The following is a 24400-nucleotide window of genomic DNA, read 5'->3' on the forward strand; positions in this document are numbered from 1 at the left end:
GATAAGCTCAGATAAGCTCATTTTGAATCTGACGAGATTAAAAATCTCAATTGTGTTCCAGTTTTCATACAGCCAGATGGCATGTACCAAAACCTTCACGTTCATTCTGCAAGCAGAATGTTTCACTCACTCGTTGTTCAGTTTTCAAAGATCAAACTTGTTTAGTCACYGTCACTCATTCGCTTCAGCAACTTTTATATCATAMCATTTCCGAACCAACTTTGCAAGCTCTTTTTYTCAAGTTTCTTTCGAAGCTTGTTTTCATTTGCTTGCCGCACCGTGTAAACTGTGTTTTCTTGGCCGGAATTAGAATATACCATGTATGGTTTTCGAATGCAAGCTTTTTATCACTTTTATCAATAATCTTGATCATTTCCTAGGACAATCTGAACTGCCCAAGGAAATAGGGTATTAAATGAGTAATACATTTTATATACACCGGTTACTCCTTATGGATTGTTAACCTATATTTTTAACAGGAGCTTTCCTCGGCCAAAAGATATAGCTAATACTTATCACGAGATCAATCCCCAACACCATTGCCCATACTCGGATTAGACCTGAAAACACCTCTGTTCGAGCCGGATCACCAATCCACCATATCATAATATACAAAAGCGCACTCCCGATACTCCAAGCGAAAAGATGTCTGATCCACCCTATACGCTCGCTCCTCGCATGTTCTCTTCCATATAACTTATTCTTCCTAGGATTCTCTCCCCCTCTAAACCAGTATTGAAAGTAACGATCTGCCCAAGCAATCATCTGATGTCCAAAAGCAATGCTTACTCCAATATAGATAGCTGCTATGCCATGAACCATACTTGCTGTTGCTCCGCGTTGGAGATCTACTACAGTGGCTACGAGCAACAAAACGTCAACAATCGGTGTGGCCGCGAGCAAAGCCAATCCCAATCGCTTCTTACCCAGCATATACCGAACACTTAGACCTGCCGCAACAAATATCCAAAATGCAATCTCACACGCAATAATGAAATAAGCAACCATAATTTCACCCCCTCGATATAGTAGGACTGTATTACAATTAATTTAACACATTTGTACCATAATAATCAATGATGTTATAATCATGACATGCCTAAAATCGTAGATCATGACAAACAGCGCATGCTCGTAGCCGAAGCCGCTTGGCGTATTATCCGGAAACATGGTATGGAACAAGCTTCTGTTCGAAATATCGCTGAGGAAGCTGGAATATCGGTCGGATCCATGCGCCACTATTTTTCCACTCAGTCGGAGCTTCTGTTATATGCAATGAATCTTGTATCGGAACGGGTAACTGCCCGGATTCAAAGCATGTCTTTCGACGGCCCTCCGATGGAACATATGAAACAGTTACTGCTTGAATTCATACCCAATACGGATGAGAAAATGGCTGAAATGGAGGTGTGGTACGCTTTTACTGCCAAATCCAAAACTGATCCTGCACTCAAAAAACTGGCTGACACTGTATATAATGATATTAGACGATCTGTCGAGATCGTTATTACTTCTTTAATGCAGCTCGGCATCTTCAGACCAGATCTAAATCAGGAACTTGAGATCGACAGACTGTATGCTCTCATCGATGGCTTGGCTATCCATGCCGTGCTTAGACCCGATCAGGTAAATGGTCAACTTATGGACGAGGCTCTCACCCTGCACCTGGCATCTTTATGCCCTAGAACATAGCCCACGTTGGGAATTTCTTTCCATGGTTATTAAGGTGTTGGTGTGCGGGGCAATAGAAAAAAACGCAACGCATTCAATGTCGGCCCCAATTTCTGTATAGGGACTCCATAATGAATGTCTGCGTTTTTTGTTTTATCCAATAATAATCCGGCCTTCCGGATGGCGATACAGTTTCTTTTCTTTACGGGGACGAAGCGCATACGCGATCGTTAACGGACCGATCCGACCAACAAACATGGTGAAGGTAATAATGATTTTTCCCCAATTAGTCATCTCATGGGTTACGCCCACCGACAGCCCCACCGTACCAATAGCCGAAGCTGCTTCGAACATGAGTGAAAGGAATGGGGCATCCTCTGTCGTCAGCAGAAGCATCACCACAATCATGAAAATAATCAAGGAGACCATAATGATGGTCAATGCCCTCATCAGCAACTCTTTGGGGACGCGCTGACGGAAAAAGACGATATCTTTGTTGCCACGAATCATGGCATAGACTGCCCCGATCATAATCAGAAACGTGGTTGTCTTGATTCCCCCACCTGTCGAACCCGGAGAAGCACCGATGAACATCAGCAAAATAAAGAAGAACTGAGTTGCCTGCCGCATCTGGGTGATATCAATGGTACTGGTTCCGGAAGAACGTGTGGAGACAGACTGGAAGAACGATGCGTAGATTTTCTCGCTCCAAGTTAATGAACCCAGCGTATGACTATTCGTGAATTCAAAAATAAACAGCACCACTGCACCTATACCGATCAGCGCACCTGACACAGATAGCACCAGTTTGGACTGCAAAGATAAGCGACGGCGTTTGCGATACTCAAACAGATCATTCAGGACAACAAAGCCAAGTCCACCCGATACCACGAGAACCGAAGCTGTGATGTTGAAAATCCAGTCTCCGGTATAATATTGAAAACTGTTACCAAACAGATCAAATCCGCCGTTGTTAAACAAGGATACGGAATGGAAAATTCCATAGTATACGGCCTGCATGAAAGGCATCTCGGTAGCCCAGCGCAAAGCCAGAATAACTGCAGCTACCCCTTCAATAGTGAATGAAAAGATCAGAACCTTGCGGATAATCCGCACAATCCCCTCCATGCTATCTGCATTAATGGCTTCCTTCAGCAATAACCTATCCTTAAGAGAGATGCGTTTGCCCAGCACAAGTGCAAACAACGTAGCCATAGTCATAAATCCAAGTCCGCCAAGCTGCATCAGGATCATGATGACAATCTGACCAAACAGATTGAAGGTCGTCCCTATGTCTACCACTACCAGCCCAGTCACACATGCCGCAGAAGTAGCTGTAAATAAAGCATCAATAAAGTCGAGATGTGTACCACTTTGATTGGAAAACGGCAACATCAACAAAACGGTACCAATAGAGATAATCAGCAAGAAACCGCCAACCAATATCAAAGGGGGAGATATGAACCTGGCGATGTGAAGCCTGAACTTCATGAGTGGCACCTCTTTTAGCCAAAATAAAAATGTGAGCAACGGTATAAACCTTAACCTATCCGCCTGAGTTGTCTATGTAAACCCAAAGAGGAACTTGCCCAGCTTTGAAGCAAGTGGCAGGTTCCTCTTCTATTATGAACGAAAGATACGTTCCTTATTTACTCTTGTGTACGGGGACGCATATGCGGGAAAAGCAGTACGTCACGGATGGACGGTGAGTTGGTCAGCAACATGATCAGACGGTCGATACCGATCCCCAGACCACCTGTTGGTGGCATACCATATTCAAGCGCACGGATGAAATCGTCATCCATCTCATGAGCTTCGTCATTGCCGTGCTCTTTCTCCAACATCTGTGCTTCAAAACGCTGACGCTGATCGATTGGATCATTCAGCTCAGTAAAGGCATTGGCATGCTCACGTCCAACGATAAACAACTCGAAGCGATCCGTGAAGCGTGGGTCTGTATCGCTTTTCTTCGCCAGTGGCGAAATTTCAAGCGGATGTCCCATGATGAACGTTGGCTGAATCAATGTCTCTTCAACAAACTCTTCGAAAAAGGCATTCAGGATGTGACCAAATGTCATATGTGGTTCTACTTTAACATTATGCTGTTTAGCCAAGCTGTGCGCTTCCTCGTTGGTCATATGAACGGAGAAGTCTACACCGACAACTTCCTTAACCGCATCCACCATGGTAACACGGCGCCATTGCGGCGTAAGATCCACTTCATGATCACCATATTGAATCACTTGTGTACCAAGTACTTCCTGTGCGATGTGAGCTACCAGGTTTTCAGTCAATGCCATGATATCCTTGTAATCAGCATACGCTTCATACAGCTCAATCATCGTAAATTCCGGATTGTGACGTGTAGACATACCTTCGTTCCGATATACACGACCGATCTCATATACTTTTTCTAAACCGCCGACAATCAGACGTTTCAAGTGAAGTTCGATCGCAATCCGCATGTACAATTCCATATCAAGCGCGTTGTGATGTGTAATGAACGGACGTGCCGCTGCACCACCTGCGATGGTATGCAAAGTCGGTGTCTCCACTTCCAGATAACCATGGGAGTCCAGGTAACGACGCATGGATTGAATGATTTTCGAACGGGTAATGAAGGTTTGCTGCACTTCAGGGTTCGTGATCAGGTCTACATAACGCTGACGATAACGCAGTTCAACGTCGGTCAGACCGTGATATTTATCCGGAAGTGGGTAGAGTGATTTCGATAACACTTCCAAGTCTTTAACTTTAACGGAAGTCTCACCTGTTTTTGTTTTGAAAACAACGCCGGATACCCCAACGATATCCCCAAGATCAAGCAGACTAAATGCCGTAAACTTGTCCTCTGGCACGCTATCTTGACGAACATAGATCTGGATTCGGCCGCTCAGGTCCTGAATATGTGCAAAGCTTGCTTTACCCATGCCCCGCTTCGCCATAATCCGTCCGGCAATACTGACTTCGATGTCCTTCTCTTCCAGCTCTTCCTTGGTCAGTTCTTCATACTTCTTCAGAATGGAGCCGGCCTCTTCGGTACGTACGTATTTTTGGCCAAAAGGGTCGATTCCCAATTTGCGGAGCTCGTCCAATTTGTCGCGGCGAATCTGTAACAGCTCGCTAAGTTCGGTTTCCTGATTCAAGACTTCATCCGTCATGATCTGTATTCATCTCCTTATTTACATTGCAGCCTGTACGTGTAGGCTTGTCCGTAATGTTGAAAAAAGCTTCCCTAAGGAAGCTTTTGTCTACTACGCCTGACTGCTCCGTTACTACAGCTTTTTAATATCTACAATTTTATATTGAATTACGCCAGCAGGCACACTTACATCAACCACTGTACCTTTTTTCTTGCCCAAAATCGCTTTACCTACAGGACTTTCATTGGAAATCTTGTTCTGAAGCGGATTGGATTCCGCTGTACCTACAATCGTATATTCTGTGATATCGCCGAATTCCAAATCCTCTACAGTTACGGTTGCACCCACACTTACGGAATCGGTATCGATTTCGTCGCTGTTGATAATTCGAGCGTTACGCAATAGCTTCTCAAGTGTAATGATACGCCCTTCAATAAAAGCCTGCTCATTTTTCGCATCTTCGTATTCGGAGTTTTCACTGATATCACCGTAACCGATGGCTACTTTGATCCGTTCAGCCACTTCGCGGCGCTTCACTGACTTCAGTGTTTCCAGTTCTTCTTCCAGCTTCTTGAGTCCTTCTGGTGTAAGGATAACTTCCTTGTCGCTCATCTCAACCGATTCTCCTGTCATGGGAATAATTTGATTGTACGGCAACGGAATCAGTGCTGATGACAGAACTCCGCCCGCATACATCTTCAAAACTATATGAAGTTCTCCAGAGAAATAGAATATTCCTCCTGATGCACTATACTTAGTAAACGCACATGGCGAATTTATACTGAGAAATTATAGGTGAACGATCTCGAAAAGTCAATGTTACATCCCCTGCGGCTGTAAACGTTTTACAACACACCTCCTAATTAAGAGGCATTACCCGCAATTACCGGTTCAGACTCCAGGTTCCCCTCCATTTTCAACTGCTCCACAAAGTTCTCCAGAATGCCCACCATCTCATCCCGCTTGGTTCCTTCCATAATAACGTCCTTGATTCGGGCCGATCCTTTTAATCCCTTCAGATACCAGGCCAGATGTTTGCGCATTTCGCGTACAGCGACCGTTTCGTTCTTGAGTGCAATGAGGCGATCCATATGCAAAACAGCAACACGAATCTTTTCCTCTGCATTTGGATCAGGAGGCAGTTCGCCAGAGCTCAAGTACTGGATTGTACGATATAACATCCATGGATTACCCAACGCAGCACGCCCAATCATCACTCCGTCACAGCCTGTTTCATCCAGCATACGGCGGGCATCCTCAGGTGAAGATACGTCACCATTACCGATGACTGGAATAGAGACAGCCTCTTTGACGTTTTTGATATGCGACCAATCGGCTGTACCTGTGTAGAGTTGTTCCCTTGTTCGTCCATGCACGCTGACAGCACTTCCGCCAGCTCGTTCCACGGCAAGAGCGTTCTCCACCACATAGATGTGTTCGTTGTCCCAACCGATCCGCATTTTAACGGTGACTGGTTTCTCAACAGCTTCTACAACGGCAGATACCATCTCGTAGATTTTATTCGGATCCAAAAGCCAGCGTGCACCTGCATCACACTTCGTTACCTTCGGTACAGGGCAACCCATATTAATGTCGATGATATCTGCATTCGTTTCCTTATCCACGATTCTGGCTGCCTCGACGAGTGATTCCCGGTCGCCTCCCCAAATCTGAAGACTGAGCGGCTTCTCACGTTCATCAACAAACAACATCTCGCGTGTCCGCTGGTTGCCATGCACAATAGCTTTGCCACTTACCATCTCTGCGCAGACAAGGCCTGTACCAAACTCTTTCGCGATCAGGCGAAAAGCCGGATTACACACACCAGCCATCGGTGCAAGGACAACCTGATTTTTCATTTCAATATTACCAATCTTAAGCATCTTTGCTGTTTCACCTCTTTATCCATACCGAGCCCCAATTGTCTTCAACATTCCAGGGCTGTCCTGATATTTATTTTTTCATACATTGTTGTTCGCTCATTGTTGCCCATTATTGACCCTGCAACTCTTCAATACTAATGGCCAGCACCCCTGCAATTTTGCTGAGTTCCCTTGGTGTCACCTTGCGATTTCCCCGTTCAATCGTTCCCAGAATAGCCAAGGAAATGCCTGTCTCAGCTGCAAGCTCATGCTGGGTTAACCCTTTCAACTTCCGGAATGCCCGGATTCGATTGGCCAATTGCATGTTTTCCAACGCTGTATTCCATCCTTTCCATCCAGTACAGACAACGATGCGTGTACAAAGGTATGCAAACCTGATGCCTCATCCTGCGGTACAATGTCCGACAGCGGCACCAGTACAAAAGCCCGCTCTCCCATACGTGGATGCGGCAGTTGAAGCAGATCAGTGTCTCTTGTCTCCCCTTGCATCCAGAGCAAGTCCAGATCCACCGTACGCGGACCCCAACGAATATCTCGAACCCGCCCAAGCTGGTTCTCTACACTCAGCAATTCGCCGAGAAGTTGCTCTGGTGTCAGGCTAGTGCTAACCGCAGCGGCCATATTCAAAAACGCAGGTTGATCGACATACCCTACCGGCTCTGTCTCATATAGCGCAGAGCAGCGCAGCACAGATATATGAGGGTGTGCATCCAGAAGCGTTAACGCTTCAAGTAACGTCTGCTCCCGGTCACCCAAATTAGCCCCTAAAGCAATATAAGCCTCTGAGGAATCAGAGGTCGAATGTGCAATCATGATCGGTTCTCACTTTCTTGAGCGGCGAAGCTCTACCGTTACGCCTCCAAAATGAATATCAAATGGCGGATGTGGCTTCGTCACCTTGACTGTCAATGCATTGATAATAGTATAAGTGTCTAGTAAAGAAGATGCAATATGTTCACCCAACGCTTCAATTAACTGGAATGATTTATTTTCAACGATCTGTTTCACCAGTTCATGAATCTCTGCATAATTAATCGTTTTGGTCAGATCATCATTACGCCCGGCCTCACCCAGATCCATATCGATCTCCAGATCGATGTAATATCGTTGCCCGAGTTTCCGTTCTTCTGCGAACACACCGTGATAACCGTAATACTCCATGCGGTGCAATACCATTCTGTCCATCCATTTCGCCTGCCTTCTATTCAAATATCGGTGTAAGTAGAGAGAGTATCGCTTATATCTTCCCTAAGTTTTCTATATCAAAACGCTTCGCTCCAACATGGACGGGCCGGTAGAGGCCCTCCATTATGATCTTCTCCGTAAGCCCGGAGAACGATATAACATCGCGTCACACATGTCTGCCGTCCGCCGGATCGACTTCACATCATGGACCCTTACCAATTGGCAGCCTTGGGCAATGCCAAATGCCACTGTAGCCGCGGTGCCTTCCAATGTATCATCTGCACCCACGTTGAGTGTATGCTGGATAAACCGTTTGCGGGATGTGGCAAGCAGTACTGGATACCCCAATTCGTTCAGCAGACCAAGGGAAGACATCAGCTCCAGGTTCTCCGAGAGGTCCTTCACAAAACCAATCCCCGGATCCAATATAATCTGATCCTCTTGTACACCCGTTGCAAGCGCAAGCTGAATGCTGGCTTGTACATCACGTACAACATCGGGCAGATAATCGGTATAGTCCCGCGCCTGGCGATTATGCATCAGAATAATCGGGCAGCCCAACTCGGCTGCAGTCCGCGCCATATCCGGGTCGGCCTTGGCCCCCCATACATCGTTGATGATATGCGCCCCGGCCTGAATCGCCTGGCGAGCCACATCGGCCTTGTAGGTATCCACCGAGATTGGGATATGCGGTGCCTCTACGTGCAAAGCTTCAATGACCGGAATAATCCGGTGAAGCTCTTCGTCCGCACTGACGATATCTGAACCTGGGCGAGTGGATTCTCCGCCGATATCAATCAAATCGGCACCGTCTTCCATCATCTGTTTGGCATGGGCTACAGCCCGCTCCATACTATTGTATCGCCCACCGTCCGAGAATGAATCTGGTGTCACGTTCAAAATACCCATAATCTGTGTCCGGGTTCCCAACGTAATTGAAGCTGGCCCCCATTCATATTTCCGTTCATAAATGACTGGTGTAAGTGTCATGAAGTATACCCCGCTTTCTCTCGGTACATACGCAGCAACGCTGCGGTAACCGGTCCGATATGTCCGTGACTGACCGAAGTTTCTGTGCCTTCCAGATCCCGTAGTGTCGTCACTGGAACGATCTCGGCCACCGAGCCAGTCAGAAATATTTCATCCGCTTGCAATAAATCTCCCCACGGTGCCTGTACTTCTCTGCAAGCGATGCCTTGCTCCGTAGCAATCTCCATCACTACCGCTCTGGTGATCCCTGGAAGAATGCCAGTGGACAACGATGGGGTGTAGAGGATTTTTTCATGCACCCAAAACACATTGCTAACAATGCCCTCCGCCACATAGTCTTCCCGAGTAAACTGCAACCCTTCTGCTCCCAGTATTCGCTGGTCGTGCTGACCATAACCGTTTAACTCACGTTTCGCCAGTATGCTGTTCATGTAATGAAGAGACTTGAACCTGACTTGCCCTTCCGGCGTATTACGCGGTGTAGAGAGACGTTGGAGCATTTTCCCCCTCTCATACAGGGTTGGAGATGGTTCAGGTAATGCTTTTGCCAGTACGACATGGTTAGGGTTCGTATAATCTCCTGAAGGGAGACCAAGCGGCGCTTCACCAGCAGATACCGTATAACGCACGTACGCCTCTTCAAGACTATTGGCCTGCATCAGACGGGATATCCCATCTTTTACTTCCTCTGCTGTTACGGTAAAAGGAATCCCTAACTCTTCACAGCCTGAGGCCATGCGCTCCAGATGCCGTTCCAGAAGGTAAGGTACGCCTTGGTATGTTCGAAAGGTTTCAAACAGCCCTAGCCCGTACAAAAAGCCGTGATCCGTTACAGGAACCACGGCTGCCGCCAGTTGAACCAGTTGTCCGTTAATCGCGGCATATTGCATTTATACGTTCGCCCTTTGTTGTGAAAGGAAATTGCGAAGCATCTGATGACCATGATCTGTAATAATGGATTCCGGGTGGAACTGTACACCTTCGATCGCATACTCTTTGTGACGCAGACCCATAATCTCACCCTCAGCTGTTTCCGCTGTAATCTCCAAGCAATCCGGCAGACTGCTGCGCTCCACAATCAATGAATGATAACGGGTTGCTGTAAACGGAGAAGGTAGACCGGCAAATACCGATGTGCTCTGGTGATGCATCTCGGATGTTTTGCCATGCATCATACGATCCGCACGAATGACATTGCCACCAAATGCCTGTCCGATCGCCTGATGTCCTAGGCAAACGCCAAAGATGGGAATGCTCCCTTTGAAATGATCAATAACTGCCAAGCTTATCCCTGCTTCATTCGGTGTGCATGGACCTGGAGAGATCAGAATATGATCCGGTGCCAGTGCTTCAATACCTGCCAGATCAATCTCGTCATTGCGGCGAACTTCCACCGTCTCCCCCAATTCACCCAGATATTGAACCAGGTTGTAGGTAAAGGAATCGTAATTGTCGATAACTAGAATCATAAATCTGCTCCCCCTCATCTTCCACCGCAGCATACGGCGGATGCCTTGTTTATTTTGCTTAATTTAATTCTAGTTTAATTGCTCTATTCCTCATTCTGTTCGATTGTTCCTTCTTACGTCTTGGTTACTCCTGCTCATGCCTGCGCTGTGTCAGCCTCCGCTCGTTCACTGTAATTCACAGCTCTCATCATCGCTCTGGCCTTATTGTGACACTCCCTGTACTCGCGATATGGATCAGAATCAATAACGATACCTGCGCCAGCCTGAACATAACCCGTTCCATCCTGAATCGCAAGTGTACGAATGACGATATTCAGTTCCATATTGCCACTGTAGTCCATCCATCCAATAGACCCTGTATATGGCCCCCGCCGTACCGGTTCAAGCTCTTCAATAATTTCCATGGTACGTACTTTCGGAGCACCCGTTATCGTTCCACCTGGAAACGTTGCAGCAATAACATCAAATACGGTTAATCCTTCGGCAAGTTCGCCTTCCACCTGCGAAACCAGATGCATGACATGTGAATACTTCTCGATTGTCATTAATTCAGGCACATGAACGGATCCATATGCAGCGATCCGTCCAATATCATTGCGCTCCAGATCAACCAACATAATATGCTCGGCCCGCTCCTTTTCACTACCAAGTAACTCATGCTCCATCGCCTGATCCTCTGCCTCATCGCGCCCTCTTCTTCTTGTTCCAGCGATAGGACGTGCGCTGACTTTGCCGTTCTCTACTTTCACGAGTAATTCCGGTGATCCGCTGACCAGTTGAAATTCGGGACTGCGAAGCATCCCCATATAGGGGGAAGGATTCACGATTCGCAGCCATTCGTAGATGTGCTCACTGCTGGATTGAAGCAACTTTTCATGTCTTAGTGACAGATTAACTTGGAACACATCGCCTTGCCGGATATATTCCTGTACCTTACGCACAGCTTGTTCAAAATCCTCTTGCGTGAAGGACGTCTCCCATCCCTCTGTTTCCCGCTCAGATTCTTCTTTGCGCAGTGCAAGATGAACCTGCTGATGACGGAGTTCTAGCGCCTGTAGCTGCTCCTCTGCCTGGGCAAAACCCATAATATGAAGCCATCGCTTCTGCATCGCAACCGCGCGTGTCTCTGCGTCAGTATAGAGACTACGTAGATCCATTTTCTCCTTCTGCTTAGGATCTACTTCCACATGCACCATACAGAAAAGAGCCTGCTGCTCGTGATCATATGCCCATATTTCCTCAAACCGCATCCACCAGTAATCTGGCAAAGCAGGATTGTCTTCAGCCATTGTCGGCAGTTTCTCCAGTGATCTGGCCACATCATAACTAAGGTATCCAGCACAACCGCCTGCAAAATCGGGCGCTCCATTAACCTTAGGTGCGTGGTATGGCTCCGTCCATCGTTTTAATACATCCAGTGGCTTGCCCTGGTCTGTCCTTGTTTTCCCTTGAATCACATCATGAATTGTAGCTTCCTGCCCTTTGCCAGAAACAATGGACACCGGATGTAAGCCGAGGAAGGTATATCTTCCTCCTTTGCCATTCTCCAGTACGATTGCATTAGGAGATGCATGCTGCCATGCAGCTTCCCACGTCAACGGTAAACCGCCATGATACGGCCCCTCATCCGACTTCGTTATATAAGGTAGCATTGTCCAGCCTTGTCCAGCCCACGCTTCCCAGTCGGCATATGTTGTCATCAGGTGTGTCATTGCGGCCCGCCGCCCTTTCCTGTGTCACTATATAAGTTGACCAAATAAGTGTTACTAAAAATTTTACCAGTCCACTTCAATGACAGATTAAGCTGTGCAAACGAGTGTTCAACTTATATAGTTCTTATTGTTTGATAGTATACTAAAGCGTCGTTGCTTTTAAAAGCATTACGCAAAAAATCCCCCCCACCCGTCAGGGCAGGAAGGATACATATAAACTATTTCGGAATATCAAGCTGATCCGTTGCCGGATTAACTTGATCCTCATAATTAATTATGCCTCGAAATTATAAAGCGGTGTGCTCAGATAACGTTCACCATTACTTGGCACGATCACGACAACGCGTTTACCTGCTCCCAGCTCTTTCGCTACTTGAAGTCCTGCACGAATTGCAGCACCGGATGAAATACCGGACAGAATACCCTCTTCTTTCGCAACAGCACGAGCTGTTTCAAATGCATCATCATTCTCGATGTGAATGATTTCGTCATACACTTCCTGATCCAGAATCTCAGGAATAAAGTTTGCACCAATACCTTGGATTTTGTGAGGTCCCGGTTTACCACCCGCCAGAATTGGCGATGCAGCAGGCTCTACTGCTACAACTTTGATCCCAGGGAATGCTTCCTTCAACACTTCTCCCGTACCTGTGATGGTACCGCCAGTACCAATCCCTGCAACAAATGCATCGAGTGTTCCACCTACAGACTGAATTGCTTCAACGATTTCAGGACCTGTCGTTTCACGGTGAATCTTCACATTTGCTTTGTTTTTGAACTGCTCTGCCATGAAGTACGATGGGTTTTCTTTCAAAAGCTCTTCGGCTTTTTTGACTGCGCCGTTCATTCCTTCTGCTCCAGGTGTAAGCACAAGTTCAGCACCATAAGCACGAAGCAGATTACGACGCTCCAAACTCATGGTTTCAGGCATTACAATTACGGACTTGTAGCCTTTAGCAGCAGCAACCATCGCGAGGCCGATCCCCGTGTTACCACTTGTTGCTTCAATAATTGTACCACCCGGTTTCAGCTTTCCTTCTTTTTCCGCTTCTTCAACAATGCTAATCGCGATACGATCTTTTACACTTGAGCCTGGATTTTGGTATTCCAGTTTCACCAAGATTTCAGCACTGCCTTCAGGTACGATATTGTTCAGACGAACAAGCGGAGTACCCCCGATGAGTTCAGTTACGTTATTAACTACTTTAGCCATATGAATGCCCTCCTTAGTGGTATAAATGACACTTAACTCCTGTAACCTTATGCGATCTGTGCCAATAAGCCTCTGGATGTGTATGAGGAACTGCGGAAATCCGGTGATTATCCGTTCCATTCTGCAATGAAACACGCATACAGGTATAGGCAACGCCGAGTTTTCCGAAAGTTTCTTTAATTCCATTGAATCTTATCAATTCATGTTTATCATATCTTGAATCATCTATATCCGAGTAAATGAGTAGGTATTTGATTATTTTCATCTTATCAACGTTACACGTCATTGTCAATATGAGTACTCAAAAAAATACTTTGCCTTGGGCCCTGAGACCGTAGACAAAGTATTTTTATCAAGATGCAACTCCTATAAGACAGGACGTTTTACATTTATCGTTTCAGGAGGCAGGGATTTCGGAGAGAATCACAGCCTCATATTTATCTCGCAGCATCTGTTCAACCTGCGGAAGGGGATCAGCCTGACTTAATGCCAGTTCCATACGAATCTCTTCATGCACTTCTTTTGCCGACTGCTCCTGGCGTTCGGCTTTATCATTCATCTTAATGATTGCGTAGCCGTTCTCCACCTTTACCGGACCAGCAATTTCACCGATTTCCATATTGGCAGCAAGCTGCAGAATTGATTTGGGCTGGAACGGGTCGTTCTGCTCGATCCACCCCAGTCTGCCTCCCGCATCTCGGGAGTAACTATCCTCTGATTCGGAGCGAGCCGTTTCTTCGAAATCTTTCCCGTTCCGAAGAGCCGTGAGCAGAGCCTCTGATTCGGATTTTCCTTTTACCACAATGATGGATAGGTCATATTTTTCAGGGGTGATATAGTCTTCACGATGCTCTACCCAATACTGCTCAATAGCATCATCCTTAACTTGAATACCTGCTGTGGCGATTTTTTCAAGCAGTAAACGGTAACCTGCCTCAAGTTCGAGATCCTGCTTTGACAGGCCGAGCTGTGATTTCATGGCATCATAATATGACTTCTCAGAGTCATACCCCTCCATTGCTTCAGACATTTCCCTTGCGATCTCTTTGGGCGTAACCACCAAATTGCGTTGAAGAGCCTCCGCATACACTGCTTTTCGGTTCAGCATCTGCAGCAAGATTTCACTGCCGTAACGTCGTTTTAATGCATCCGTCCAAGCTTTATCCGTAATCACTTCACCGTTAATCGTCGCCACCGTACTTCCCTCTTCTTGGTTGGAATCATGAGGTGTCTCTGCTTCATCCTTCCCCTGATTGATCATTTGCATCGCCATAACCGTACCCATCACGAGCACACCAAGTGTCAAAATAACAACCGCCGTCCACAATCCTTTTTCCTGTCTGGTCATACCGCATCCCGTCCCCGCATCGATCAGCTCTTGGCTTGTTCTAGGATGGCTTCTAGTTGCTCTTTGTTAAAATCATACGCTTCATTACAGAATTGGCAGACCACTTCAGCCTGTCCTTCTTCTTCAATTAACTGCTCTAGTTCGGACTGACCGAGACTGATTAGTGTTTGTTCCAGACGCTCACGAGAACAACTGCAGCTAAAAGTAATATCCAGTTCACCCATAACCTGTATATCCGGCAAAAGACGGCGCAACAATTCTTCCAGCTCCAGCCCCTCATTCAATAAGGTTGTCACCGGAGGTAGGGCACCAATAGCATTCTCGATTTCTGTAATTTCCGGGTCACTGAGGCCTGGGAGCAACTGTATTATAAATCCGCCCGAAACGATAACCGAGTTATCGGTATCGACCAGGACACCCACTCCAACAGCAGAAGGTGTCTGTTCTGACTGAGCAAAGTAATACGTGAAGTCTTCGCCTAGTTCACCCGAAATAATAGGAATGCTACCACGATACGGGTCTTTTAGTCCCAGATCCTTTGTGATATTAATGAAACCTTCTGTACCAACAGCGCCAGCTACATCCAATTTGCCAAAACGATTGCTTGGTAGATGTACATGCGGATTGGATACATAACCACGAACCTCACCTTTGGCATTGGCGTCGGCTACGATCTGGCCTATTGGGCCATCTCCATTCACTTGTATGGTAAGTTTTTCATCACCTTTTAACATTGCACCCATAATGGCTGCTGTCGTTACTGTACGCCCCATAGCTGCTGTAGCCGTGGGAAACGTATCATGTCTTCTGCGCAATTCTTCTACCAGTTCTGTGGTTTGGACGGCAAATGCTCTTACCTTTCCATTCATCGCTGTACCACGGATCAACCGGTCCTGTGTGTTGTTGTTTTCCAAGTCATTCAGCCTCCTTTGGCGTGTCATTTTAATATCCTAACAGAAAAAAAACGGCTCCACATTTAAGCTGTAATCCCAGCCTGCTGTATGCCGCCCCTTGTATGTCTATCTTTCCCGGTTCCGCTCATAGATGACACGCAGCCCCTCAAGCGTAAGCAACGGATCGACTTTCTCAATGCTTCGAGTCTCTTCTGCAATCAGAGCAGCAAGGCCTCCCGTAGCGATGACCATAGGCTCGGCTTTCATCTCTTCGCGAATTCGTTCTACGATGCCATCTACTTGCCCGGCGTATCCATAGATGATGCCCGATTGCATGGCATGCACGGTATTGCGCCCAATAACCTTCTTTGGCTTCTCCAACTCAATTCGCGGTAGCTTCGCTGCCCGCTCGTAAAGTGCTTCGGTAGCAATGTGAATGCCAGGTACAATAGCGCCTCCCAGGTAATGGCCCTTCTCATCAATACAATCAAACGTTGTAGCTGTACCAAAATCAACGACCACCAGGGGGCCGCCGTATTTCTCTACGGCCGCTACAGCATTTACGATCCGATCCGCCCCAACTTCGCGCGGATTCTCATATCGTAGATTCAGGCCAGTTTTGATACCAGGCCCAACAAGCAGAGGTTTTTTGCCCACATATTTGATACACATCGTCTCGATAACATTCACCAGCGGCGGAACCACGGATGAAATAATAACACCCTCAATGTCGCGAGCCGAGATACCAGACATATGAAATAAATTATAAATCAATACGCCGTATTCATCCACTGTGGACTGACGAGATGTGCTCAGACGAAAATGGTGTAACAGTTCACGGCCCTGATATACCCCGAGCACAATGTTACTGTTACCCACGTCTACGACTAAAATCAAAGAGGTTCACCCCTCTTTCTTTTCATTTAAATCCAAGCTGATATCCAGACTCTCAAAAGAATAGGTTAACCTGCCAACTGAAATTACATCCACACCCGTTTCTGCAATTCCACGAATGGTTTCGAGAGACACGTTGCCAGATGCTTCTACCTTCACATGCGGAGCTTGTTCACGAATCAGGACGATCGCTTCTCGCATCCGATCAGGCCGCATGTTATCCAGCATAATGATATCTGCTCCCGCTTGCAAGGCTTCCTGCACCTGGGTCAGATTTTCTGTCTCTACTTCAATCGTCATCGTATGCGGAATAACGGCCCGTGCACGCTGCACCGCCTCGGTAATGCTTCCTGCCCCTTTAATATGATTGTCTTTGATCATAACGGCATCATACAGGCCAAACCGGTGATTCGCACCGCCACCAACACGTACAGCATACTTCTCCAGCAAGCGGTGACCTGGCGTTGTTTTGCGTGTATCAACAAGTCTGGTATTCAATCCTTGAAGGGCATCCACATAGGAACGTGTACGTGTAGCGACACCCGACATACGCTGTAACAGATTAAGTGCCAAGCGTTCCCCAGTAAGCAGAGAGTGAGTACTCCCTTCAACTTCTGCCAAAATAGTGCCAGGAGTGACTGCATCGCCGTCATTTACTTTTGCCGTATAACGAAGCTCCGGATCTACGACTTGAAATACAAGCTCTGCAATCGTTATGCCCGCAATGATCCCATGATCTTTAGCGTGGATTACGGCTTTGGATTCACTGCCTGCCGGGATGGTCACATTGGTTGTGACATCTCCTGCACCTACATCCTCGTGCAGCCAGCCTTTGATCGTCTCAATTAGTTCCTCATTATATCCGTTCAGTATCATGACATCCATTCCTCCACAATCGCTTGTTCTCGCTGCTGCAGACTATGCTTCTGCCATATTACATCGTCCCGTGCAGGGAAGTCCTCACGGTAATGTGCTCCTCGGCTTTCCTCACGGTGCAGCGCTCCGCTGGTGACAAGCCACGCACAAGTCAGAAGGTTCGCATACTCCAGTTCTTCTCTTTGGGTAAGTCTTTGATCAAAAAATGACAACTCCTGTTGCAATTTATCCATTGCCTGCTGCAGGTTCTCTCCGTTTCTTCGAAGTCCCACTTGACGAACCATCATCTTCTGCAGACGTAAACGTCTTTCCGATACCGGCTTGGAATGTTGCTGTTCTTTTTCATGGTTGATATTCTTATTCTCCTCACTCAGAGATTTCACATCTCTTCCAAGTGAATCTTCAAGTTCTGGCAACGAATGGATTCGATCCACGATTCTGCGGCCAAATACAATCGCTTCAGATAAGGAGTTGCTTGCTAGTCGATTCGCTCCATGTACACCCGTAGAGGATACCTCACCGCAAGCAAATAAACGGGCGATACTGCTCTCACCGCTCAAATCTGTCTTTACTCCACCCATCATGTAATGGGCAGCAGGTGCAACCGGAATCCAATCTGTGGTCATGTCGAGGCCATAGCGCATACAGGTTTCGTAAATGGTAGGAAAACGATGCTTCACCATCTCCGGTTGCTCATGGGTAATGTCAAGGTAAACAAAGATACTATTTGTCAGTTCCATCTCGTTGACAATTGCTCTAGCTACAATATCACGAGGCGCCAGTTCAAGCTGGGCATGATATTTCTCCATGAATCGCTCACCCTTCACGTTGCGAAGGTAAGCGCCTTCCCCTCGTACTGCTTCAGACACCAGAAAGCGTGGAGCTCCCGGGTAACATAAGGATGTCGGGTGGAACTGGATAAATTCCATGTCACGAACTATAGCCCCCGCACGGTATGCCATAGCTACCCCATCAGCTGTAGCCACATCAGGATTCGTCGTATAGCGGTACAACTGCCCTGCACCACCAGAGCAGAGCACCGTCGCTTTCGCTTTGACAAATACTTTGGAACCGTCTTCTTTCAGAATCAGAGCACCGATACATTCTCCGCGATCCGTGATGAGGTCAACGACAAAATGTTCATCCCAAACGTCGATGCCAGGATGTTCGTGCACCTCTACAGCGAGCGCTCTTACAATCTCATATCCTGTTGCATCTCCGTTGGCATGTAAAATACGGCGGTGGCTGTGCGCACCTTCCTGCGTCAACGCCAACTCGCCGTTCTCCAGGTCAAACAATGTACCCAGCCGGATCAGTTCTCTGACACCGTCCGGCCCCTCGTTTACCAATACTTCAACTGCCTCGGATCGGCATAAGCCTGCTCCCGCAACAAGGGTGTCTTGCAAGTGGTATGCAGGCGAATCATCTTCAGCAATAACGGCCGCAATCCCTCCCTGCGCATATCTGGTGTTACTCTCAAGCAAAGACTTCTTCGTAATCATCAGTACACGATGCTGCTCGCTGGCCTTAATGGCCGTGAACAGACCGGCAATACCTGAACCAATTACCAGTACATCTGTCTCTACCATCGGTAGCGCAGAGAGATCAAAATCATCTATATAGTGCGGTATCATCTTATTCACCTGTCTCGGAGCAAGAGTAACGCATATTACTTCACCAGTAACATGCGCTCTAGTGATTCTCTGGCTTTATCAGCAACAGCCGGTGGGACATAAATCTGCGGTTTCATCGTTTCCAGACATTTGACCAGCTTCTTCAGGTTGTTGACCTTCATGTTAGGACATACGAGGAATTTGGTTGCAAAATGGAATTCTTTGTCCGGGCTGTCGAGACGAAGCTGATATCCTGTGCCATCTTCAGTACCTACAATGAATTGCTTGGTTGTTGATTTCTTGCAATACTCCAGAATGGCTGTCGTGCTACCTACAAAGTCACCCATTTCCACAACCTCAGGACGACACTCCGGGTGTACAACAAACTCAGCATTCGGATATTTAGCCTTCATTTCAACGACATCTTTGACGGTCAGCATATCATGCGTGTTACAGTAACCTTCCCAGATAATCATCTTTTTGTCTGTATGCTGCTGCACATAATGCCCCAGGTTTTTATCCGGTACCCAAATGATCTCCTCAGAGTCTACAGACTGGATTACACGAACAGCGTTAGCAGAGGTACAGCAAATATCTGTTTCTGCTTTGATCTCAGCCGAGGAATTAATGTATGTTACGACTTTGGCATTTGGATGCTGTGCCTTGAGTTTACGTAATCCGTCCACGTTCACCATATCGGCCATCGGGCATCCTGCACGTTCATCAGGAATCAGCACCGTTTTGTTCGGAGCCAAAATTTTAGCGCTTTCACCCATAAAATGAACACCACAGAATACGATAACATCCGCATCTGTCTGCGCTGCTTTCTGGGCCAGCAGGAAAGAGTCCCCACGGAAATCTGCGACTTCCTGTACCTCGTCACGTTGATAGTAATGAGCCAAAATAATAGCATTGCGTTCCTTCTTGAGTTCCATCAGCCGCTCACGCAGCTCACGATTCATCTCAGCCTTGCGCTCTAAAGCCAGAGCTTCCACTTGTGATCCTCTCCTTATCGGGACAGCGCCTGGCGCTGTTTCATAGGGTTAACCTAAGTCGTTATGTTCGCTGGTGAAACGAATCACAAGCGGTTTAACAACTAATGTACACAACGTTCACGACTCTGTCAATAAATGAAAAAAGGCAGGATATCTGCCCTTATCCCCCTTATACTGTCTGATTCGCCATCTAGCTCGTGATTATCTGTTCCTCCTCTAAATGAATAATTGTTGCAAAAAAAAGAGAGCCACAAGGGCTCTCTTTTCAATCCGGTAGCAATACCAGACATGTTACATATTATGATGTTGGCTTCGTGCCACCATCATTCGGATCATTGCTGCCCTTATCCAGGTCAGGAGCTTCATTCGGGATATCTCCAACCGGTGGCTCAGATGTTTCATCTTTGCCCTGAATGCGTACGCGAACATCGCCGATGTTATCAATGATTGGCTCACCGCCTTCATTTGGCGTACCTTCTCCCGAATTGTCATCGCCATCTACTTTTGGTGTCAAGGAACCTGTTTCGATCAATTGCTTGATCTGATCCATTTCCAACGTCTCCACCTCAAGCAGTGTTTCAGCAATCAGATGCATCTCTCTCGTATGTTTAGTAAGGAGAGCTTTACATTTCTCATAGCAGTCGTTAATAAAACGCTGCATCTCTTGGTCAATCTCATATGCAATCGAATCCGAGTAGTTCTGTTCGTGACCGATATCCCGTCCAAGGAATACCTGCCCTTGCGAACTTCCGAACTGCATTGGACCCAGTTTTTCACTCATACCGTATTCCATAACCATGCTGCGCACGATACCTGTCGCTTGCTGGAAGTCACTATATGCACCGGTACCAATCTCACCGATGAACAATTCCTCCGCCACACGACCACCAAGGAGTCCAGTTACTTTATCCAGCAGTTCCTGTTTGGTAACGAGCATACGATCTTCTTTTGGCAACATGATTACATATCCACCCGCACGTCCGCGCGGAATGATGGTCACTTTATGTACCATATCAGCATGTTCCAGGAAGTATCCTACAATGGTATGGCCTGCTTCGTGATAAGCGACGATACGTTTCTCGCGATCACTGATGACACGGCTTTTCTTCTCCGTACCCACGATAACACGGTCGATCGCCTCATCCACTTCGCGCATGGAAATATCTTTTCTGTTACGACGTGCTGCAAGCAATGCCGCTTCGTTCAGTAAGTTCTCCAAGTCTGCACCAGAAAAACCTGTTGTACGCTTCGCAATAATGTCCAGTTTCACATCTTTCGTGAGTGGTTTATTACGAGAGTGTACTTTCAGAACAGCTTCACGACCCCTAACGTCTGGACGATCCACTGTAATTTGACGGTCAAAACGACCTGGACGCAACAACGCAGGATCGAGAATATCTGCACGGTTTGTTGCAGCAACGATGATAATACCTTCGTTCGCACCGAATCCGTCCATTTCAACGAGCAATTGGTTGAGGGTTTGTTCACGTTCATCGTGACCGCCGCCCAGACCAGCACCACGCTGACGTCCCACTGCATCAATCTCGTCAATAAAGATGATACATGGTGCATTTTTCTTCGCATTTTCGAACAGGTCACGGACACGTGACGCACCGACACCGACAAACATTTCGACGAAGTCAGAACCTGAAATGCTGAAGAATGGTACTCCCGCTTCACCGGCTACGGCACGAGCGAGCAATGTTTTACCTGTACCCGGAGGACCTACAAGCAATACGCCCTTCGGAATACGTGCACCAACCGCTGCGAATTTCCGAGGGTCCTTGAGGAAGTCTACGACTTCAACAAGCTCTTGTTTCTCCTCGTCCGCACCCGCAACATCTTCAAATGTAACCCGCTTCTTCTCCTCATTGTAGAGACGAGCACGGCTTTTACCAAAGTTCATTACTTTACCGCCGCCGCCTTGAGCCTGATTGAACAGGAAGAAGAACAGCAGGAACATAATGATCAAAGGAATAAAGGAGGTCAGCAGTGTCAACCAGATGCTGTCACCTTTCATTGGTTCCTGGTGATATTCAAATTTGTTAGCTTCACTTGCAGCTACAAGTTCGGTAATTGCCTCATCCGTAGGAGGAATATACGTTGAGAAATTTTCTGATTTGGCCCCATCAGGTGCCTGTTTGTATCGGCCGGTCACGAGATATGTCTGACCGTTGAATTGAACAGTCACTTCGGCGATATTATTGGCTTTAACCTCAGCACGAAACTGATCATATCTAGGGTTTTCTATAACATCGTTTCCATCTGTGATAAATCTAACTAAACCCACCACAACTAAAAAAAGAATCAAATAAAAACCAGAATTCCGGATGAACCGATTCATCCCCTACCTCCTCTCGAGACACTTTAATTATTTTAACATAGCCCGACATGGCTTCTCAATAGAAGCCAAGAACAGCTCAAGGCTTGGGCCTTGCAGGATATCAGTTCGTGTAGATTTCCGGTTTCAGAATCCCGATATAAGGCAGATTCCGGTATTGTTCCGCATAATCCAAACCGTATCCCACGATAAATGCATCAGGGATATCAAAGCCAGTGTAATGGGCTTCCAATTCCACTTTACGGCCAGATGGTTTATCGAACAGCGTAACCACACGTACCGTTTCAGCACCGCGGTTTTCCAAAAGTTCAATCAAATAGCTGAGGGTAAGTCCACTGTCGATAATATCTTCGACAATCAGAACTTCACGTCCTTCAACAGAAACATCCAGATCCTTGATGATTTTGACAACACCGGATGACTTGGTAGACGCACCATAGCTGGATACGGCCATAAAATCCATCTCAACCGGTACCGTTATGTTTTTAACCAAATCAGCCATGAATATAAACGCACCTTTGAGCACGCAAATGACCAAAGGATTCCGGTCAGCATAATCGGCACTTAGTGTTGCGCCTAATTCCTTAACTTTACTCTGAATTTCTTCTTCACTGATCAATACTTCCTGAATGTCGTTCTGCAACTGTGCGAACCTCCTAAGTTATACTATGAAAGCCTTACCTGAACCATAACCACTACCCCTGAATCGCTGAATCGCCTACAGTCATGTACAGGATTGCGGAAGTACTCTCCCTGACAGGGGCTACATCGGACCGGCGAACACCCGGTAACCAGATGACATTACCTGCTCCATCACACACCACAGGAATACGGTGTCTGATAGAGGGGGGAATTTTCTCGTCGATGAAAATATTTTTCACCTTTTTGCTTCCGTTTAATCCCATTACTTTCATGGTATCTCCAGGTAACCGTGAACGTACAACCAGCGGCATCTGAAGCCCATCCGCATCAAACGCGGCTTGATCCGCCGATTCCGGTACATGATAGTTCTCGGGACTCATCGGCACTAACCGAATATATCGGTCAATTTCGGTGAGTGAAAGCTCATAAGTTCCGCTCCATTGTGCAAGACGATACTCGTAAGATTGACCCTGTGCACCTGTCTGTTTGCCAAAAGAGATCAGACCATACTCTCGGGTACATACGAGTGTTTGTCCAATATCAAGGCTCCAGGTCGTCACTTCGGTCTCCATGACCTTGCGACGAATAGATTCGATACGGGTAAAGTCGACAAAATCACTGTCCAAAGGCAGATAATTCAATATTAGTTTAATCAACCTTCGTTGTAAAGCGACATGTAACTTCAAGAAGGAAGGCACCTCAAAGGTTTGCCTTCCGCCGTTCACCTGCACTAGACACCTGTATGTGTCATGAGTACTCTGCTCCATGAAATCGTCTTCGTCACCCACAATTTCGGCAAGTCGATTCAGTGACGGCGTGAGTTGTCCATTATATTGCCCCAAAAAAGGAAGCACATCCAAACGAATCGCATTACGCCGATATTTGCGTTGGTCATTGCTCTCATCATGAAAATAAGTAAAACCCTTTGTATTACAAGCTTCTACAAGGTCTGTCTTGTTTATACGAAGGCATGGACGGATAAGTTCCACATTTTTTTCATGACGTTTGAACTTCATACCTGCCAGCCCCGAAAGCCCGCTGCCTCGTAACAAATGGAGCAGGATTGTCTCGGCCTGATCATCGGCATGATGTGCCAAAGCAATGCTTGCTGCCCCATATTTATCAGCGACTTCATGCAAAAAGGCATAACGCCGGTTACGTGCTGCCTCCTGTGGACCCTGGCCAGTCAGCTTCATATAGGAAGGTATATCAGCTTTTACCCATTCAAATGCAAGATCAAGCTGACGTGCCAAATCCATCATCTGACGGGCTTCTTCATCCGACTCAGCCCGAAATCCATGATGCACATGGGCACAGATCAATTCAAGCGGTACATGCTGCTTGCTGATCTGATGCATAATATGCAAAAAAGCTACCGAATCCGGCCCGCCCGATACAGCGACGATAATCCGGTCTCCGGGAACCCATAACTGATGCTCTTCCGCTGCATCCAGTACGTTATTCACCAGTGTGTCCCAGCGTAAAGCTTCCATACCTGTTCCTCATTCCTTGCGTTATGTATATGCACCCTC

At 46.9% G+C, this 24400-nt stretch carries 23 protein-coding genes; 1 reads left to right on the plus strand and 22 read right to left on the minus strand.

Annotated elements, in window-relative coordinates; translation table 11 throughout:
• Window positions 1-459 precede the first annotated feature (459 nt).
• Window positions 460-1008 carry a hypothetical protein gene (locus AB4Z30_RS25910; protein ID WP_441930313.1) on the minus strand — a complete coding sequence of 183 codons (549 nt, stop codon included), beginning with the start codon at window positions 1006-1008 and terminating at the stop codon, window positions 460-462.
• A gap of 87 nt (window positions 1009-1095) precedes the next feature.
• Here AB4Z30_RS25910 and AB4Z30_RS25915 point away from each other — a divergent pair, with 87 nt between their 5' ends.
• On the plus strand, window positions 1096-1692 hold the full coding sequence (locus AB4Z30_RS25915) for a TetR/AcrR family transcriptional regulator (protein WP_441930314.1): 597 nt from the start codon (window positions 1096-1098) through the stop codon (window positions 1690-1692).
• 132 nt (window positions 1693-1824) lie between these two features.
• On the opposite strand, the gene AB4Z30_RS25920 is transcribed toward AB4Z30_RS25915, so the two are convergent.
• From AB4Z30_RS25920 to tilS, 21 genes are all read right to left on the minus strand, one after another.
• A complete protein-coding gene (locus AB4Z30_RS25920; protein WP_441930315.1) occupies window positions 1825-3162 on the minus strand; it encodes a TrkH family potassium uptake protein in 1338 nt (445 codons plus the stop codon).
• Between the two features lie 158 nt (window positions 3163-3320).
• Complete coding sequence (lysS, locus tag AB4Z30_RS25925; RefSeq protein ID WP_441930316.1) at window positions 3321-4832, minus strand: lysine--tRNA ligase; 1512 nt, start codon at window positions 4830-4832, stop codon at window positions 3321-3323.
• Window positions 4833-4946: 114 nt separating this feature from the next.
• The gene (gene greA / locus AB4Z30_RS25930; RefSeq protein ID WP_090924651.1) at window positions 4947-5426 is read right to left on the minus strand and encodes a transcription elongation factor GreA; all 480 of its coding nucleotides are present in this window, start codon (window positions 5424-5426) and stop codon (window positions 4947-4949) included.
• Between the two features lie 251 nt (window positions 5427-5677).
• On the minus strand, window positions 5678-6697 hold the full coding sequence (dusB, locus tag AB4Z30_RS25935) for a tRNA dihydrouridine synthase DusB (protein WP_441930317.1): 1020 nt from the start codon (window positions 6695-6697) through the stop codon (window positions 5678-5680).
• Between the two features lie 109 nt (window positions 6698-6806).
• Window positions 6807-7001 (minus strand): helix-turn-helix domain-containing protein, encoded by a 195-nt coding sequence (locus AB4Z30_RS25940; protein ID WP_441930369.1) that lies wholly within the window; start codon window positions 6999-7001, stop codon window positions 6807-6809.
• Window positions 6962-7510 carry a 2-amino-4-hydroxy-6-hydroxymethyldihydropteridine diphosphokinase gene (folK, locus tag AB4Z30_RS25945; RefSeq protein WP_441930319.1) on the minus strand — a complete coding sequence of 183 codons (549 nt, stop codon included), beginning with the start codon at window positions 7508-7510 and terminating at the stop codon, window positions 6962-6964. The genes AB4Z30_RS25940 and folK overlap by 40 nt, the downstream gene beginning before the upstream one ends.
• 9 nt (window positions 7511-7519) lie before the next feature.
• Window positions 7520-7882: a dihydroneopterin aldolase gene (folB, locus tag AB4Z30_RS25950; protein ID WP_090924638.1), complete on the minus strand. Its 363-nt coding sequence runs from the start codon at window positions 7880-7882 to the stop codon at window positions 7520-7522.
• Between the two features lie 123 nt (window positions 7883-8005).
• Window positions 8006-8872, minus strand: a complete 867-nt coding sequence (folP, locus tag AB4Z30_RS25955; protein ID WP_441930320.1) for a dihydropteroate synthase — start codon at window positions 8870-8872, stop codon at window positions 8006-8008.
• A complete protein-coding gene (locus AB4Z30_RS25960) occupies window positions 8869-9762 on the minus strand; it encodes an aminotransferase class IV (RefSeq protein WP_441930322.1) in 894 nt (297 codons plus the stop codon). Before AB4Z30_RS25960 ends, folP begins: the two co-directional genes overlap by 4 nt.
• Entirely contained in the window at window positions 9763-10341 is a 579-nt protein-coding gene (pabA, locus tag AB4Z30_RS25965; protein ID WP_441930324.1) for an aminodeoxychorismate/anthranilate synthase component II, read from the minus strand.
• 134 nt (window positions 10342-10475) lie between these two features.
• Window positions 10476-12053, minus strand: a complete 1578-nt coding sequence (locus tag AB4Z30_RS25970; RefSeq protein ID WP_441930325.1) for an anthranilate synthase component I family protein — start codon at window positions 12051-12053, stop codon at window positions 10476-10478.
• A 274-nt stretch (window positions 12054-12327) separates the two neighbouring features.
• The gene (gene cysK / locus AB4Z30_RS25975) at window positions 12328-13266 is read right to left on the minus strand and encodes a cysteine synthase A (RefSeq protein WP_441930326.1); all 939 of its coding nucleotides are present in this window, start codon (window positions 13264-13266) and stop codon (window positions 12328-12330) included.
• A 397-nt stretch (window positions 13267-13663) separates the two neighbouring features.
• A complete protein-coding gene (locus AB4Z30_RS25980; RefSeq protein WP_441930327.1) occupies window positions 13664-14614 on the minus strand; it encodes a peptidylprolyl isomerase in 951 nt (316 codons plus the stop codon).
• Between the two features lie 23 nt (window positions 14615-14637).
• The gene (hslO, locus tag AB4Z30_RS25985; RefSeq protein WP_441930328.1) at window positions 14638-15555 is read right to left on the minus strand and encodes an Hsp33 family molecular chaperone HslO; all 918 of its coding nucleotides are present in this window, start codon (window positions 15553-15555) and stop codon (window positions 14638-14640) included.
• A 78-nt stretch (window positions 15556-15633) separates the two neighbouring features.
• Complete coding sequence (locus AB4Z30_RS25990; protein ID WP_441930329.1) at window positions 15634-16404, minus strand: type III pantothenate kinase; 771 nt, start codon at window positions 16402-16404, stop codon at window positions 15634-15636.
• Window positions 16405-16410: 6 nt separating this feature from the next.
• Window positions 16411-17277, minus strand: a complete 867-nt coding sequence (gene nadC, locus AB4Z30_RS25995) for a carboxylating nicotinate-nucleotide diphosphorylase (protein WP_441930330.1) — start codon at window positions 17275-17277, stop codon at window positions 16411-16413.
• On the minus strand, window positions 17274-18911 hold the full coding sequence (gene nadB, locus AB4Z30_RS26000; protein WP_441930331.1) for an L-aspartate oxidase: 1638 nt from the start codon (window positions 18909-18911) through the stop codon (window positions 17274-17276). The genes nadC and nadB overlap by 4 nt, the downstream gene beginning before the upstream one ends.
• A 35-nt stretch (window positions 18912-18946) precedes the next feature.
• A complete protein-coding gene (nadA, locus tag AB4Z30_RS26005; RefSeq protein WP_441930332.1) occupies window positions 18947-19885 on the minus strand; it encodes a quinolinate synthase NadA in 939 nt (312 codons plus the stop codon).
• 298 nt (window positions 19886-20183) lie between these two features.
• Window positions 20184-22229, minus strand: coding sequence for an ATP-dependent zinc metalloprotease FtsH (gene ftsH, locus AB4Z30_RS26010; protein WP_441930333.1), 2046 nt, complete (start codon window positions 22227-22229; stop codon window positions 20184-20186).
• 100 nt (window positions 22230-22329) lie between these two features.
• Window positions 22330-22869 (minus strand): hypoxanthine phosphoribosyltransferase, encoded by a 540-nt coding sequence (gene hpt, locus AB4Z30_RS26015; protein WP_441930335.1) that lies wholly within the window; start codon window positions 22867-22869, stop codon window positions 22330-22332.
• Window positions 22870-22921: 52 nt separating this feature from the next.
• The gene (tilS, locus tag AB4Z30_RS26020) at window positions 22922-24361 is read right to left on the minus strand and encodes a tRNA lysidine(34) synthetase TilS (protein WP_441930336.1); all 1440 of its coding nucleotides are present in this window, start codon (window positions 24359-24361) and stop codon (window positions 22922-22924) included.
• Window positions 24362-24400: the final 39 nt, after the last annotated feature.

Source organism: Paenibacillus sp. 2TAF8, from assembly GCF_052114825.1.
Classification (GTDB): Bacteria; Bacillota; Bacilli; order Paenibacillales; family Paenibacillaceae; genus Paenibacillus.